This is a genomic window from Faecalibacterium sp. OM04-11BH (assembly GCF_003482185.1).
GTDB lineage: Bacteria > Bacillota > Clostridia > Oscillospirales > Ruminococcaceae > Faecalibacterium > Faecalibacterium tardum.
Window position 1 is genome coordinate 48849 of record NZ_QULS01000008.1, and the last position, 16687, is coordinate 65535.

12 protein-coding genes and 1 pseudogene are annotated in these 16687 nt (G+C 58.9%); 11 read left to right on the plus strand and 2 right to left on the minus strand.

Annotated features, from left to right (window positions below):
- The first annotated feature begins 92 nt into the window (after positions 1-92).
- Complete coding sequence (treP, locus tag DXB44_RS08475) at positions 93-1508, plus strand: PTS system trehalose-specific EIIBC component (RefSeq protein ID WP_118658408.1); 1416 nt, start codon at positions 93-95, stop codon at positions 1506-1508.
- A gap of 18 nt (positions 1509-1526) precedes the next feature.
- Positions 1527-3161: an alpha,alpha-phosphotrehalase gene (gene treC, locus DXB44_RS08480; protein ID WP_118658409.1), complete on the plus strand. Its 1635-nt coding sequence runs from the start codon at positions 1527-1529 to the stop codon at positions 3159-3161.
- Between the two features lie 221 nt (positions 3162-3382).
- On the opposite strand, the gene DXB44_RS08485 is transcribed toward treC, so the two are convergent.
- The gene (locus tag DXB44_RS08485) at positions 3383-3637 is read right to left on the minus strand and encodes an HPr family phosphocarrier protein (protein ID WP_118658410.1); all 255 of its coding nucleotides are present in this window, start codon (positions 3635-3637) and stop codon (positions 3383-3385) included.
- A gap of 24 nt (positions 3638-3661) precedes the next feature.
- Complete coding sequence (locus DXB44_RS08490) at positions 3662-5584, minus strand: PTS mannitol transporter subunit IICBA (RefSeq protein WP_118658411.1); 1923 nt, start codon at positions 5582-5584, stop codon at positions 3662-3664.
- A 397-nt stretch (positions 5585-5981) separates the two neighbouring features.
- On the opposite strand from DXB44_RS08490, the gene DXB44_RS08495 reads away from it, so the two are divergent.
- The 9 genes and pseudogenes from DXB44_RS08495 to DXB44_RS08535 all read left to right on the plus strand — a co-directional run bounded on the left by DXB44_RS08495 (position 5982) and on the right by DXB44_RS08535 (position 16684).
- The gene (locus tag DXB44_RS08495; protein WP_158581884.1) at positions 5982-8054 is read left to right on the plus strand and encodes a BglG family transcription antiterminator; all 2073 of its coding nucleotides are present in this window, start codon (positions 5982-5984) and stop codon (positions 8052-8054) included.
- 262 nt (positions 8055-8316) lie between these two features.
- Complete coding sequence (gene pfkB / locus DXB44_RS08500; protein ID WP_118658413.1) at positions 8317-9246, plus strand: 1-phosphofructokinase; 930 nt, start codon at positions 8317-8319, stop codon at positions 9244-9246.
- A gap of 51 nt (positions 9247-9297) precedes the next feature.
- On the plus strand, positions 9298-10572 hold the full coding sequence (locus DXB44_RS08505; RefSeq protein ID WP_118658414.1) for a zinc-binding dehydrogenase: 1275 nt from the start codon (positions 9298-9300) through the stop codon (positions 10570-10572).
- 48 nt (positions 10573-10620) lie between these two features.
- Positions 10621-11379, plus strand: a complete 759-nt coding sequence (locus DXB44_RS08510; protein ID WP_243111094.1) for a DeoR/GlpR family DNA-binding transcription regulator — start codon at positions 10621-10623, stop codon at positions 11377-11379.
- A 13-nt stretch (positions 11380-11392) separates the two neighbouring features.
- Positions 11393-12121: a glucosamine-6-phosphate deaminase gene (gene nagB, locus DXB44_RS08515; protein ID WP_006735306.1), complete on the plus strand. Its 729-nt coding sequence runs from the start codon at positions 11393-11395 to the stop codon at positions 12119-12121.
- A gap of 100 nt (positions 12122-12221) precedes the next feature.
- Positions 12222-12323, plus strand: a pseudogene (locus tag DXB44_RS08520) (recombinase family protein); the annotation flags it as partial.
- Between the two features lie 259 nt (positions 12324-12582).
- Entirely contained in the window at positions 12583-13683 is a 1101-nt protein-coding gene (locus DXB44_RS08525) for a leucine-rich repeat protein (RefSeq protein WP_118658416.1), read from the plus strand.
- Between the two features lie 14 nt (positions 13684-13697).
- Complete coding sequence (locus DXB44_RS08530; protein ID WP_243111095.1) at positions 13698-15128, plus strand: VWA-like domain-containing protein; 1431 nt, start codon at positions 13698-13700, stop codon at positions 15126-15128.
- A 17-nt stretch (positions 15129-15145) separates the two neighbouring features.
- Positions 15146-16684: an AAA family ATPase gene (locus tag DXB44_RS08535; RefSeq protein ID WP_118658418.1), complete on the plus strand. Its 1539-nt coding sequence runs from the start codon at positions 15146-15148 to the stop codon at positions 16682-16684.
- Positions 16685-16687 lie beyond the last annotated feature (3 nt).

Below are 16687 nucleotides of genomic sequence, written 5' to 3' on the forward strand. Positions count from 1 at the left end.
TTGTCTGAACAAGCGAACTATACTGAAACCACAAGCAAAACTTGTATGAACAAGTTGGATGAATCATCAAAAAGATAAAGGAGGAAAACATCATGGGTAAATACGAACAGGACGCGCGGCTGCTGCTTGAGTACGTTGGCGGCAAGGAGAACATCGCGGCAGTATCCCACTGCGTATCGCGTATGCGATTTGTCCTCAACGATCCCGCCAAGGCGGACGTTGCCAAGATCGAGGCACTGAAATCCGCCAAGGGCACTTTCACCCAGGCGGGCCAGTTCCAGGTCATCATCGGCAATACGGTCAGCGATTTCTACAATGACTTTATTGCCGTCTCCGGCATTGACGGTGTTTCCAAGGACGCCGTCAAGAGCGCAGCCAAGCAGAACCAGAACGCATTGCAGAAGGTCATGAGCGTGCTTGCGGAGATTTTTGCCCCATTGATTCCCGCCATCATCACCGGCGGTTTGATTCTCGGCTTCCGCAACTGCATTGACAGCATCTACTTTTTTAATAACGGCACCCAGACGCTGTGCGACATCAGCCAGTTCTGGTCCGGCGTTGACAGCTTCCTGTGGCTGATTGGCGAAGCCATCTTCCATATGCTGCCGGTCTGCATCTGCTGGTCTGTCACAAAGAAAATGGGCACGACCCAAAGTCTGGGCATCGTCCTCGGCCTGACGCTCGTCTCCGGCCAGCTGCTCAACGCCTACTCCGTCGCGTCCACGGCAGCGGCGGACATCCCGAAATGGGATTTCGGCTTCTTCACCATCAACATGATTGGCTATCAGGCGCAGGTCATTCCCGCCATGCTGGCCGCGTTCACGCTGGTCTATCTGGAAAAATTCTTCCGCAAGATCTGCCCGGCGGTCATTTCCATGATCGTTGTGCCCTTCTGCTCGCTGGTGCTGTCCGTCATCATCGCCCACACTGTCCTTGGCCCCATCGGCTGGAAGATCGGCACCTTCATTTCTGACATCGTCTACGCCGGCATTTCCGGCTCCTTCCGCGTGGTCTTTGGCGCAATCTTCGGTTTTGTTTATGCCCCGCTGGTCATCACCGGCCTGCATCACATGTCCAACGCCATCGATATGCAGCTGATTGCCGACTTCGGCGGCACCATGCTGTGGCCCATGATCGCGCTGTCCAACATTGCGCAGGGCTCCGCCGTCCTCGGTATGATCTATCTGCAGCGCAAGAATGCTGCCGCACAGGAAGTCAACGTTCCCTCCTGCATCTCCTGCTACCTCGGCGTTACCGAGCCCGCTATGTTCGGCGTCAACCTGAAATTCCACTTCCCGTTTATCTGCGGCATGACTGGATCTGCCATCGCAGCGGTCGTCTGTGTGGCAACTTCCACCACGGCCAACGCCATCGGTGTCGGCGGCATCCCTGGTATTTTGTCCATCCAGCCCGCCTATATGCTCAGCTTTGCGCTGTGCATGGCCATTGCCATCGTCGTCCCCTTTGTGCTGACCGTCATCGTCGGCAAAAAGAAAGGCATTGCCTGATTTTGTGAGGTGTATACCATGAATGATTTTAAAGATAAAGTTGTCTACCAAATTTACCCGAAATCCTTCATGGACTCGAACGGTGACGGCTTCGGCGATTTGAAGGGCGTCACCGCGAAACTGGACTACCTCGCCGACCTGGGCGTTGACTATCTCTGGCTGACGCCGTTCTTCCCCTCGCCCCAGCGCGACAACGGCTATGATGTGGCCGACTACCGTGCCGTTGACCCGCGCTACGGCACGATGGAGGATCTGGAGGAGCTTATCCGCGAGGCGGACAGGCGCGGCATCGGCCTGATGCTGGACATGGTGTTCAACCATACCTCTACTGAACACGAGTGGTTCAAAAAGGCGCTGGCCGGAGATAAGAAATATCAGGATTACTACATCTTTAAGAACGGAACCCCGGACAATCTGCCCACAAACTGGGTGTCCAAGTTCGGTGGCCCGGCATGGCAGTATGTGCCGCAGCTGGGCAAGTGGTATCTGCACCTGTTCGATGTGACACAGGCAGACCTGAACTGGGAGAACCCGGCGGTGCGGGAAGAAATGGCCGACATCCTCCGTTTCTGGAAGGCGAAGGGGATCAAGGGATTCCGCTTTGATGTGGTCAATCTGATTTCCAAACCGGAAGTGTATGAGGACGACTTTGCGGGCGATGGCCGTCGCTTCTACACCGATGGTCGCAACGTCCACAAGTACCTGAAGGAGCTGGTCGCCGCGGGCGGCATCGACGGTATGATAACCGTTGGCGAAATGTCCTCCACCACGCTGGAAAACTGTATCGGCTACACCGCTGAGGGCAACCACGAGCTGACGATGTGCTTCAATTTCCATCACCTGAAGGTGGATTACAAGAATGGTCAGAAGTGGGAACTGATGCCGCCTGACCACATGGCGCTGAAGAAGCTGTTCCAGACCTGGCAGGAAGGAATGCAGGAGCACAACGGCTGGAATGCCCTGTTCTGGTGCAACCATGACCAGCCCCGTGCGGTGAGCCGCTTTGGCAGCGACACGACCTACTGGAAGGAAAGCGCCGAGATGCTGGCGGCAGCGATCCATTTTATGCGCGGCACACCGTACATTTATCAGGGTGAGGAGCTGGGCATGACGAACCCGCACTTCACGAAAATCGAGCAGTACCGCGACGTCGAGAGCCTCAACTACTACAGGATCCTGCGAGAGCAGGACAAGTCCGAGGAAGAAACGCTGGACATCATCGCCCAGCGCAGCCGGGATGATTCCCGCACCCCGATGCAGTGGAATAGCAGCGAAAATGCGGGCTTCACCACTGGCACTCCGTGGATTGGTTTGGCGGACAACTACAAGGCCATCAACGCCGCTGCTGAGGTGGATGACCCGGATTCTGTGCGCAGCTTTTACAAAACGCTGGTGGCCCTGCGCAAGAAAATGCCGGTCATCAGTGCGGGCAAGATCGAGTTTCTTTACCCGGACAATGCCGATTTGTTGGCTTACCGCCGCTATGGTGCCGAAGATGGGGAAGAACTGCTGGTGCTGTGCAACCTGACTGAGCATGACGCACCTTACACCCTGCCAGAGGGCTGGGCAGACGCAGATAAGCTGCTGGGAAACTATCCGGACAGAAACGATGCCCTGCGTCCGTATGAGTGCCTGATCCTAACAAAGGCCTAAGATTTATTTCTCAAGTTTTTTCTCAAAACAAAAACAGGGTGCGCCCTGAATGGACGCACCCTGAAAATCCACAGACAAGAGCGATATGTACAACAGGGCTTTCCCCGTCGGGAAGGCCCTGTTTCTCTCTGTACTGACAGTAAAACCGCTCCGAGCGTTCTGCCCGGAGCGGTTTTGCGTCAGCAGTATTTATGCAGAATGGTCATAGACGGAGGGAGAAGTCATGCGTCCTTGCACAGCTTGGTCAATTCTTCGATGGCGGCATCCTCATCCGCACCATCGGCGGCGATGGTCACGGTCTCGCCGCACTTCACGGCCAGACCCATTACGGCAAAGATCTTCTTCATGTCGGCGACTTTGCCGTTCTTGGTCATGGTCACCTTGCTCTCAAAGCCCTTGGCAGCTTTGCTCAGGATGCCGGCGGGACGGGCGTGCAGACCTTCTTTGTCCTGAATGGTGATATCGATGCTCTTCATAAAAATCTCTCCTTTTTGGAATCGTTATTGTAAGTGCTCCAGCACATAGTTCATATCGGAAGTGGTCTTGAGCTGTTCCAGCGCATCCTCGTCTTCAAGGATCTCGCAGACATTGCCCAGCAGGTCGAGATGGTCGTTGCCGACACCGGCAATGCCGAACACGAGGTAGGCTTTTTCATCGCCGAAGTCCACGCCCTGCGGATATTGCAGCAGAACAACGCCGGACTTTTTAACGGTGCCCTTCTTCTGGCTGGTGCCGTGGGGGATGGCTACGCCCATGCCCATGTAGGTGCTCACCAGCTTTTCGCGCTCCACCATGGCATCGGCGTAACTGTCATCCACATAGCCCCGCTTTGCCAGCAGCGCACCGGCGGCACGGATGGCCTCCTCCTTGGTGACGGAGGGCAGACCCAGCTGGATGTCCTCCGCCTGGATCTTCATCACGGAACCGTTGGCTTTGGAAGCCTCGGTCACGGCAGCCGCCAGAGGGGCTACGGCTGCATTGCGCAGGTCGGATACGATCTCCTCATTGGCGGCAGCTTCGGCCTTGGCATCCAGTGCCGGGGAAGTGGAGGTCAGTGCGTTGTACAATGCGTCCAGATGCGGATCTGCAAGGAAGTTATCCAATGTAACAAGCTGTGCCTGCGGGGCGCACTTGGCGGCACGGTCAGCCAGAACGCGCTGGCAGACCACCACGTCCGCGTCAGCGGGGATGGTGTCCACGCTGGAGTTGGTCACGGTCAGGTCGGGGCGCTCCGCCTTAATGCGGTTGTGGAACTTGGTAGCACCCATGGCGCTGGAACCCATACCGGCATCGCAGGCAAAGACGATCTTGCGGATCTGGCCGACATTCACGGCAGTAGGCTCGGGGATCTCGCCCTTGGCCTGTGCCTTCATCTCCTTCATTTCGTTCTGGGCATCGGTCAGGCTCTTGGTGTGACCGGAGGTCGCTTTCAGAATGACCGAGGACAGAACAAAGGAAACAGCACCGGCGATGACAACGCCCAGCAGAACGGTGAGAATGGAATCCCGGGGAGCCATTGCCATGTAGGCGATGATGGAACCGGGAGAAGCAGGACCGGACAGACCTGCACCGGTCATAGAGTAGAACAGGATGGCACAGAAGTTGCCCACGATGGGGGCGATGATGATCACGGGGTTCATCAGGATGTAGGGGAAGTAGATCTCGTGGATGCCGCCCAGCAGGTGGATGATCACAGCACCGGGAGCGGACTGGCGGGTGGTGTCGTCCTTGCAGAAGAAGCAGTAGGCCAGCAGGACACCAAGACCGGGACCGGGGTTGGCTTCCAGCATATACATGATGGAGCGGCCGGTCTCAGCGGCCTGGCTTGCACCGATGGGGCTGAAGATGCCGTGGTTGATGGCGTTGTTCAGGAACAATACCTTGGCAGGCTCAATGAAGATGGACACCAGCGGCAGCAGGCTGTGCGCCACAAGGAAGTCCACACCGGCGGTCAGCACGGTGAGGATGGCGGTCATGAACGGGCCGATGACGTAGTAGCCGAGGATGGCCAGCAGCATACCCAGAATGCCGACGGAGAAGTTGTTGATCAGCATCTCGAAACCGGCGGGGATATGGCCTTCCACCTTCTTATCGAATTGCTTGATGACCCAGCCGGCCAGAGGGCCCATGACCATGGCGCCCATCAGCATGGTGTAGTCCGAGCCGCAGATGCAGCCCACCACGGCGATGGCGGCGATGACACGGCCGCGGTCGCCTGCAATCATTTTGCCGCCCTGCCCTGCAATGAGGATGGGCAGCAGGTAGGTCAGCATCGGGGAGACCATGCTGGCCAGCTTTTCGTTGGGGAACCAGCCCGCTTCAATGAACAGAGCGGTGAGGAAGCCCCACGCGATGAATGCGCCGATATTCGGCATGACCATGCCGCTGAGGAACTTGCCAAAGCGGGAAACAGCGTTTTTCATTTGTAGCTCTCCTTTTTCACTTGAAAGGCAGGCGGTGCAGCTCCTGTGGCATGGGAGCTGCGGCCTGCGGACGGTTGTTCGGAGGAGCTTTCGTTTCGTTCTGGCACTATTCTAGCCGATACTGCGCCGGATTTCAATGGTGACAAGCGGTGGGGTTGTCACCGGAGGATGGTGACACCAGTGGGCTGATACGGCAACATTTCCAATGGATGCGCGGGTGATTTGTGCATATTTGCTGATGCGCCGGGATACAAGACGGGAACAAGGAAGCTTTTGTCACCGGGCAATAGTGACAAAAAACACACAACTTCTTTTCTGCGTTGGGGGCTGGCAGACGGGGTGGCACTATGTTACAATAGAAGCAATGGGTAACTTTTGGGAAAAGGAGAGAAGCAACATGGGTGCGGTGTATCGTGAGGAACTGTCGGCAAATGCACGGAAGCTGATCGAGCAGCTGCTCAGCCTTCCGCAGGGCTGGGTGACGGCGGCGGCGCTGGCTGAAAGCATCGGGGTTAGCCGCCGCACCGTGCTGCGGGAGCTGCCCGCTGTGGAGCAGTGGATGCAGGCTGCCGGGGCGCATTTTGTGCGGAATCCCGGCAAGGGTCTGCTGCTGGATGAAGCGCCGGAGCGGCGAGACGCACTGCGCACCCAGCTGAACAGCGGCGACAGGAAAAAACTTTCCCGCGCAGAGCGGCGGCAGCAGCTTTTGACAAGGCTGCTCAGCGAGCAGGAGCCCTGCAAAACAGCGGTACTGGCACGGGCGCTTGGCGTTTCGGAAAGCACGCTGTCTGCGGACTTGGATGAACTTGAGACCAAGCTACACCCCTACCGGGTGGAGATGTTCCGCCGCCCCGGCGTGGGGGTCTGGCTGCAGGGGGATGCTTCTTCCTACCGGAGGGTGGTGTCTGCCCTGCTGCGCAGCAGTATGCCGGAAAAGGAACTGGCAGAGGTGCTCTGCGGACGGATGCCGGAAAACGAGATCTTCTCGACCCTGCTGGATACAAAAACGGCCGAAAAGGTCTGGGCGGTTTTGCAGCAGTTTGAACAGGAAGAACAGCTCCATCTGCCGGATGCAGGTTTTCTGGCGCTGGCGATCCATTGCACCCTGACCATTCAGCAGCTGCGGCAGGGTGGCGACAAGGGCAGTGCCCCCAGAGGGCTGCGCCCGGCGGGCAATCATGCTGCCCGGCTGGTGGCGGCGCTGAACCGCGCCTTCGGGCTGACCCTGCCGCCTGAGGAAGCGCAGTATCTGGAACTGTATCTCTCCGCCTATCTGGGCGCAGAGGACCCTTGGGGTAGCGCACAGGAGATGGAGTTGCGGAATCTGGAAGCCGCCCTTATCCGGGAAATGGAAAAGGCGCTGCACACAGACCTTTCCGGTTACACCTCCCTGCGGGATGACCTGTACTGCCACCTGCGCCCCATGCTGCTGCGGGTGGAGCAGAACATTCGTACCGAAAACCCCCAGCTGGACACCATCCGCACCGACTACCCCGGCCTGTGGAAAGCCACCCGCGCCGCCTGTGATGCGGTGCAGCAGCAATTCGTCCTGCCCGCCATCTCGGACGACGAAGCGGCCTACCTTGCCATGCACTTTGGCGCAGTGCTGGAACAGAATGCCATGTTCCGGCTGCGGCTGCGGGTGGTAGTGGCCTGTCCGCTGGGCATGGGCTCCAGCCGCTTTCTGGCTTCCCGGCTGGGAAACGAGTTTCCCTCTTTGCAGGTGGAGGGGTGCTGCTCGGTGCGGGAGCTGAACACTGCCGACCTGCGTCGGAGAAAAATCGACTTCATTATCTCCACCGTGCCGCTGGAACTGGATTACCCGGCGGTGTGCATCAGCCCTTCCCTGCTGGAACCGGATCGTGCCGTGCTGAAGGACGCTATCACGCAGTACAGCCAGAACCGCGCAGAACCGGAACCGGCGGTGCAGCCTGTGCAGGATGCACCGCACGCAGGCTCCAAGCTGCAGTATTATGCGCGCCTGACCCGGTCCATGACCGGGCTGCTGGAACATCTGACCATCCAGCCCGTCAAGGTTCCCGGCAGCCGCGCTGCCCTCATCCATGCAGCGGCGCAGCTGTTCTGCCCGCAGGAAGCGGACGCCCGGCTGGTGGAGCAGCAGCTTCGCCGCCGTGAAACGCTGGGCGATACCTACATCAAATCCCTGTATGCCCTGCTGCTCCATTGCAGGACAAGTGCGGTAAAGGACTGCCGCTTGGGCTATCTGCAGGCACAGCCGCCGGTCTATGAGCCGGGGCGCATCGTGCTGGGGGCACTGGTGCTGCTGGCCCCGGATGACGGGAACGGCGTCCCGGTGGAGGTCATGCAGAATGTCAGCGGGCAGCTGATCGAAACGCCCCGGCTGATGGAGGTACTGCGCGCCGGCCAGCAGCAGGAAGCGGCAGACCTGCTGGAACAGGGCTTTGACCGTGGCTTTTTTGCGGACTGCAAACCGCCGCACACAAAATGAACTGAAAACGCACTCCCGGCTTTTGCCTTTTTGGGCAGAGCCGGGAGTTTTTTTGCTATTATAACAAGATACCTATTAGAGCACTTTTGAACGAAAAATCATGTATCCCAGAAAGTTGGCGAAAAGCACCAAAAACACGCAGTGCGATTTGTTGAAACAACAGCTTGACACGGGCGAAAACTGTTGGTATTATAATGCTAGAGCTTTCGTTTCAACAGTTTCGAGTTTCATAACAACAATCATGAAGGAGGCTGTTGTTCCCATGATCTACACCGTAACATTGAATCCGGCGCTGGACAAGACCGTTGAGATCCCGAACCTTGCGCTGGACACCGTAAACCGGATCACCAAGATGCGTACCGATCCCGGTGGCAAGGGCATCAACGTCAGCAAGGTGATCGCAAAGCTGGGTGGGACCAGCAAGGCCATCGGCATTCTGGCCGGTAACAGCGGCAGAGCCATTCAGGACGCACTGGACAGTGAAGGGCTTGCCCACAACTTCCGTTTCGTGCCCGGCGAGACCCGCACGAACCTGAAGGTCATCGACCCGGAAAACCACACCAACACCGACATCAACGAGCCGGGCATCGAGGTGGATGCCCCGGAGCTGACCGCCCTGCTGTACGACCTGCTGAAGGAACTGAAACAGGGGGATATCGTGGTGCTGGCAGGCAGCCTGCCGAAGGGTGCCCCCAAGGACACCTACTACACATGGGTGGAATCCTGCAAAAAGGCAGGGGCAAAGGTCTTTCTGGATGCAGACGGCGAGCTGCTGGCAGAGGGGCTGAAGGCTGCTCCCTATCTGGTCAAACCCAACAACGACGAGCTTTCCCGCATGATGGGCCGGGAGCTGAAAACGCTGGATGAACTGGCCGATGCCGGTCAGGCGCTCATCCGCAGGGGCATCGAACATGTGGTGGTGTCCATGGGCGGTCGGGGTGCGCTGTATCTCCGCAAGGACAGCGTGATCTACGCTCCGGCACTGAAGGTCAAAGTGGGCAGCACGGTGGGTGCCGGCGACAGCGTGGTCGCCGCTCTCGCCTACGCCGAAGCGGAAGGACTTGGCGAAGAAAACACCGTTCGCTTGTCCATCGCCACAGGAGCCGCCAATGTGATGTGCAGCGGCACACAGGCCGCAGAGCGCAGCCAGATCGAAGAACTGCTGCCGCTGGTCACCTTCCAGCATCTGTAAAACTTCTTGAAAACACAACGGTAACTGTTATAATAAAAGGAGAGTTTCATTATGAAAGTCAAAGCTGTTCGTCTGCACGCCGCCAACGACCTGCGTCTGGATACTTTTGAACTGCCGGAGATCAAGGACGATGAGATCTTGGTCAAGGTCGTTTCCGATAGCATCTGCATGTCTACTTACAAGTGCGCCATCCTCGGCACTGCTCACAAGCGTGTGCATCCGGATGTAGCCGAGCACCCCGCCATCATGGGTCACGAGTTCGCCGGTGATATCGTCAAGGTGGGCAAGGCGCATCAGGACAAGTTCAAGCCCGGCATGAAGTTCACCCTGCAGCCCGCCCTGAACTACAAGGGCACCATGTGGAGCCCCGGCTACTCCTACGAGTTCTTCGGCGGCGACGCCACCTACTGCATCATCCCTGCCGAGGTCATGGAACTGGGCTGCCTGCTGGAGTACAAGGGCCGTGCTTACTACGAGGCTTCTCTGGCCGAGCCTATGAGCTGCTCCATCGGTGCTTTCAACGCCGCCTACCACACCAAGATGGGTGTGTACCATCACGATATGGGCATCAAGAAGGGTGGCAAGCTGGCGATTCTGGCCGGTGCAGGCCCCATGGGTCTGGGTGCTCTGACCTACGCACTGCACCGTGATGTGCGCCCCGGCATGGTGGTGGTCACCGATATCAACGAGGATCGTCTGGCCCGTGCGGAGTCCCTCTTCCCCCCGAAGGAGGTCAAGGAGAAGGACGGCATCGACCTGTACTTCGTCAACACCGCCAACATGGCAGACCCCGCTGCCGAGCTGCGGGAGCTGACCGGCGGTACCGGCTTTGATGATGTGTTCTGCTACGCCCCCATCGCGCCGGTGGTGGAGCTGTCCAGTGCTGTGCTGGGTCGTGACGGCTGCCTGAACTTCTTTGCAGGCCCCACCGACAAGCAGTTCAGCGCCAAGATGAACTTCTACGATGTGCACTACAATTCTACCCATGTCATGGGCACCACCGGCGGTAATACCGCCGACATGATCGAGTCGCTGGAACTGACCGCCGCTAAGCGCATCGATCCGGCTGTGATGGTCACCCACATCGGCGGTCTGAACGCCGCTGCCGAGACCACCCTCAACCTGCCCAAGATCCCCGGCGGCAAAAAGCTGATCTACACCCACCTGACCATGCCCCTCATCGCCCTGACCGATCTGCGTGCCAAGGGCGAACAGGACAACGACCCCCGCTATACCGCACTGGCTGACATCGTGGATGCCCACAACGGCCTGTGGTGCCCGGAAGCAGAGGAATATCTGCTGGCAAACTTCAACCCGGAGGACTAAGCAGAACGTGCCATGGGACAGGACAAACGCAGACAGGAGGAATCCCCCATGGAACAACGCCGCAATCAAATCGTGGAGCTGGTGAACCGCAAAGGCAGCATTAGCTTTGCCCAGCTCAAGGAAGCTTTCCCTTCCGTTTCGGAAATGACCCTGCGCACCGACCTGAAAGCACTGGATGAAGCCCGCCGTGTGGTGCGGGTGCATGGCGGTGTCAAGTCGGTGGAGCAGGTGGTAGGTACAGACGACCTGCTGAGCCGCCGTTCCGCCCGCAATGCCGAAGCAAAGCAGATCATTGCCGAAAAAGCCGCTGCTCTGCTGCGCCCCAACACCACCCTGTTTCTGGATTCCGGCAGCACTGCCACAGCAGTGGCCCGGTGCATCCCGGACCAGCCCATGCTCATCTACACCAGCGGCCTGAGCTGCGCCATGGAGCTGGCAAAGCTGGAAAAGCCCCATGTGTCCCTGCCGGGCGGCAGACTGAACCGGTTCAGCCTGAGCGTCTGCGGTGCACAGAGCATCCAGACGATGGAGGGCATCAACTTTGATCTGCTGCTGCTGGGCGTGACCAGTTACAGCCCGGAAACCGGTTTTACCTGCGGCGTGGAGGATGAAGCACGGCTCAAGCAGACCGTGCTCCGCCGCTGTGACTGTGAGCAGAAAGCCGTGCTGCTGGATTCCTCCAAGATCGGACTGAAAAGCACATTCCACATCTGCGAGCTGTCCGATATTGATATTGTGATCTCGGACGGAAAGCTGCCCGTAGAATTTTTACAGGCCTGCCGGAACGCAGGCGTAACAGTACTATAAAAGGAGCGTTATTATGAAGATCATCCGCGCAAAAGATTATCAGGATATGTCCCGCAAAGCGGCCAACATCATCTCCGCACAGGTCATCATGAAGCCGGACTGTGTACTGGGTCTTGCCACCGGCGGCACCCCGGTGGGCACTTATGCCCAACTGGTGGACTGGTACAACAAAGGCGATTTGGATTTCTCCGAGGTCACTACTGTCAATCTGGACGAGTACCGCGGCCTGCCTAAGGAGCATCCCCAGAGCTACTGGTATTTCATGAATGAGAACCTGTTCAGCAAGGTGAATATCGACCCGGCCAAGACCAACCTGCCGGACGGCACCAATCTGGACACTGCCGCCGAGTGTGCCCGTTACAACGGTATCATCCACAAGCTGGGCGGCATCGACCTGCAGCTGCTGGGCATCGGCCCCAATGGTCATATCGGCTTCAATGAGCCGGGCGAAGCCTTTGAGCTGGAGACCCACTGCATCGACCTTGCGCCCACTACCATCGAAGCCAACAAGCGCTTCTTTGACGGCAACGAGGCCCTTGTCCCCAAACAGGCATACACCATGGGCATCAAGACCATCATGCAGGCACGCAAGGTGCTGGTGGTAGCCAACGGTAAAGCCAAGGCACAGGCCGTCAAGGACGCCGTGACCGGCCCTGTGACCCCTGCCTGCCCCGGCAGCATCCTGCAGCTGCATCCGGACTGCATCCTTGTGGCAGACGAGGAAGCACTGAGCCTGCTGTAAACTCCCAAAGCCAACTTCTTCATTTACCATAACTTTGCTTAAGATCCAACCAAAGCACAGAAAGGGCCGGACTCGTTGCACGGGTTCGGCTCTTTCTGTCAGAAAGAAGAAGAACGGTGTCAAGTTCATGTCGGCAACGGAAATCATCTCCGAGGGCCCGGAGGGCATCATTCTGGAATCGGTGCTGGAAGGTTATTCGGATTTGGATTGCATTCCTGCACCACAAAAAAGACAGCTTTTGATGGCTGTCTTTTTTGTTTTATGCGGCAATTTCTCTTCAGCGGCACCGGCAGAACAGCGGACTTGAACAGGGCGGCAGCAAAAGGGGAGCACCGGCAGCGCTGCCGGGTCCCGCAGCCCGTCAGCACAGAACCGTTCCAAATCGTTCTCTGCACTGGACAATCACCCCCTGTTCGCGGTATACTGAAAGCTGAATGAATGCAGAAAAACGAGGTCGCAGCATGGTGGAACAGGCAAACGAATTGATATTGGATATCTTGCCCCTTTCGGCAGATACAGCACGGCTGGTGCGGGTGTACGGCACAGCACCCTGCGTGGTGCTGCCGGGCAGCGTGCCCGCCCCGGAGGGCGGCAGCCTTGCCCTGACCGAGCTGGGCGACTACTGCTTTTCCGAAAAGCCCCGCAGCCTGCCTGCGCCGGATGCCCTGTGCCGCTACGCAGTAAGCGCAGACGGCACGGTGCGGCTGACCCGGGCGTTTGGGCAGGCGGTGGGGCAAAAGCCCGCCCGCCGGTACGATTTTGACCTTGACACCCCGGCTGCGGACGAAGAAGAACTGCACCCGGTGTGCGGCAGCTTTCTGGAGGAAGTCACTCTGCCGGACAGTGTACAGGTCATCGGCAGCTGCGCCTTTTACAACTGCCGCAGCCTGCGCTTGCTCACAGTGGGCAGCGGGGGACTTACCGTGGGCAGCGATGTGTTTCTGAACTGCTTTGCGCTGGAGACGCTGCGGGTGCAGGCCGCACCGGAGCAGCCCACCGGGCTGTTTGCACTGGTGAACAACATCACCGAGGCGGTGCAGGCGCAGTTTTGGCCCGCCGATGCCCCCGCGCCGCTGGCGGCGCTGTGGTATCCCGCCTACTGGGAGGATATCGAGGAGACCCCCGCCCACATCCTGCTGCACACCTTTTCCGGGCAGGGATACCATTACAGACAGTGTTTTCTCGACAATAAATTCCTCCCCGCAGAATATGACGCCATCTTTCCGCAGGGGCACGATGCCGATGATGCCGCCATTATGGCCATGCTCTGCTTTGCCCGTCTGCGGTACCCGTGGCAGCTGACCGAAGCTGCTGCCGGGCACTACCGGGCGTTTCTGGCAGCCAACACCGACCGGGTGTTGGCCCGACTTTTAAAGGCGCAGGACACCGACAGCATCCGCGCCCTGCTGGCGCTGGATGTGCTGGATAAAGACGCTTTTGCGTCCGCCGCCGCCCTTGCTGCCAAGGCAGAGAACGCCGCCGCTGCCGCCCTGCTGGCAGACGCGGAGCACAAAAAATATGCCCCCCAGCCCAAAAAGCAGCGGTACGATTTTGATTTTTGAGAGGTGACCACACGTTGCCAAAGGAAAAATTTTTCGACCCCCGCAAGCCCTTCCAGTCCCAGCGGTCGGAGACCCACGAGGAGTGGCAGGCACGCATGGGCGGCGAGGTGCTGGCGGTGGTGCGCAGCGGGCTGTATCTGGACTTCCGGTTTCTGGATATGGCACTCAGCGCCTTGAACCCCGCCCCGGACGAGCGCTGCCGGGTGCTGGCTACGGACGGACAGACCCTATATTACCAGCCGCAGCGCCTGCTGCAGCTCTATCAGGAGAACCCGAAATATCTCAACCGGTTGTATCTGCACACCATATTCCACTGCGTATTCCGGCATTTGTGGCTGAAAGGCCGCCGGGAGCCGCAGCTGTGGAGCCTTGCGTGCGATATCGCGGTGGAAAACGTCATCGACAGCTTACAGCGCAAAAGCGTGACGCGCCCGCTGACCTATGTGCGGCAGAACGCCTACCGGCAGATCACCGCCGAGGAAAAGGTGGTGGCGGCAGCGCCGGTGTATCGCTGGCTCACCCGGCAGACGCCCGGCGTGCTGCGGCAGCTGGAACGGGAATTTGTCACCGATGACCACCGCCTGTGGCCGAAGGATGCCCCGGAGCAGCCTCAGCAGATGCCCACCCCTCTGCCGCAGAAAACGTGGCAGAAGATCGGGGAGCGGATGCAGACCGAGCTGGATCTGCGGGATAAAGAGGCGGGCGAGGGCACCGATGCACTGAAGCAGCAGGTGAAAGCCGCCAACCGCAGCCGCCGCAGCTACAAGGACTTTCTGCGCCGGTTCTGCGTCCTGCGCGAGGAGGTAAAGCTGGACCCGGACGAGTTTGATCTGAACTTTTATACCTACGGCCTTTCGGTGTACGGCAACCTGCCCCTCATCGAGCCGCTGGAAAGCCGGGAAAGCAAAAAAATCGAGGAGCTGGCATTGGTCATTGATACCAGTTACTCCACCTCCGGCGAACTGGTGCGCGCCTTTCTGGCAGAAACCTGTACCCTGCTGAAGGGGCGGGAAAACTTTTTCCACCGCATGAACCTGCACCTGATTCAGGCCGACAACGCCGTGCGGCAGGATATTTTGATTCGCAACGAGGACGAACTCATCCACGCTATGAACCACTTTGAGCTGCGGGGCGGTGGCGGAACGGACTTCCGTCCGGCCTTTGAATATGTAAACCAGCTTTGCGCCGAAAAGAAGTTTTCCAACCTGCGCGGCCTTTTGTACTTCACCGACGGCATGGGCACCTACCCGGCGCGGCGTCCCGGTTACGATACCGCCTTCCTGTTTTTAGGGGAGCGGTTCGATGATGCCAATGTGCCGCCGTGGGCGATGAAGGTGGTACTGGACGAAGAAGAATTTACCGGTGCGGCAGCCCGCCCGGCCAGCGCCCTTGCGGACGCTCTGGCCGAGGAGGACGACCTGTACCGCGAGTTGAACAACTCCTGACAAGAGGGGGAACCATTATGAATATCAAACGTGCCAAAGAAGAGATCGAGCATACCGTAAAAGCCTACCTTGCCAAGGATGCGCTGGGCGAATACGCCATTCCCGCCATCCGGCAGCGCCCCATCCTGCTGATGGGCCCTCCGGGCATTGGCAAAACGCAGGTGATGGAGCAGGTGGCCCGGGAGTGCGGGGTGGCACTGGTGGCCTACACCATCACTCACCACACCCGCCAGAGCGCCGTGGGTCTGCCCTTTATCCGGCAGCGCCACTACGGCGATAAGGACGTGTCGGTGACCGAGTACACCATGAGCGAGATCATTGCCAGCATCTATGCCAAAATGGAGACCACCGGCCTTTCTGAGGGTATTTTGTTCATCGACGAGATCAACTGCGTGTCCGAAACGCTGGCCCCTACCATGCTGCAATTTTTGCAGTGCAAGACCTTTGGCAATCAGGCCGTGCCTGCGGGCTGGGTCATCGTGGCGGCAGGCAACCCGCCGGAGTACAACAAGTCCGTCCGGGATTTTGACATCGTAACCCTTGACCGTGTGCGCCGCATGGATATCGAGCCGGATCTGCCGGTGTGGAAGGACTACGCCCGCGCCGCGCACATCCACAGCGCCATCCTGAGCTATCTGGAGCTGCATCCCCAGAACTTTTACCAGATCAATGCGGACGTGGACGGCACCCAGTTCGTCACCGCCCGCGGCTGGGAGGATCTTTCCAACCTGCTGGACACCTACGAAGCACTGGGCTTGCAGGCAGACGAGGAACTGATCCGGGAGTATATCCAGCACCCGAAGATCGCCGAGGATTTCTCGGCCTATCTGGATCTGTACTACAAGTACCGGGACGACTACGGCGTGGAGGAAATTCTTGCCGGACAGGCAAAGCCCGCCGTGTTCGCCCGGCTGCTGCAGGCTCCCTTTGACGAGCGGCTCAGCCTTGTCAGTCTGCTGCTGGCCGGGCTGGACACCCGTTTTACCGCTTCCTTGCAGGCAGACGCCGTGGCCGATGCCTGCTACGCCTTTTTGCGGGAGACCAAAAAGGCGCTGGCTACCCTGCCGGAGGATATCCCGGACGGCTCCGCAGAGCTGTTCAGCCAGCAAATCAAGGACTACGAGACTGAGACTCAGCAAAAGCGCGATGCCGGGCTGCTGGGCAAGGCAGAGCTGACCAACCGCCTGCAGGTGCAGGCCGCGCTGCACCAGTGGGAAGGGGAGCTGCGCCGCGCCAACGCCGCCGGCACGCAGGAGGCCTTCGACCTGCTGCGCGGTCAGTTCCGTGCGCTGGCAGACCAGCGCGAGACCACCCAAAAGACCGCCGCTGCTGCGCTGGAAGCCGCTTTCGACTTTATGGAGCAGGCCTTTGCGGAAAGTCAGGAGATGGTGGTGTTCGTCACCGAGCTTACGGTGAACCCCGTCTCCCACCAGTTCCTCACCGAGAACGGCTGCGAACGGTATTTCAAGTACAACAAGGATCTGCTGCTGGATCACCGCAAGGCCGCTTTGCAGCAGGAGCTTGCCGCCGAGCAGCGCCGCCACGGCGGGGTGTAAGGC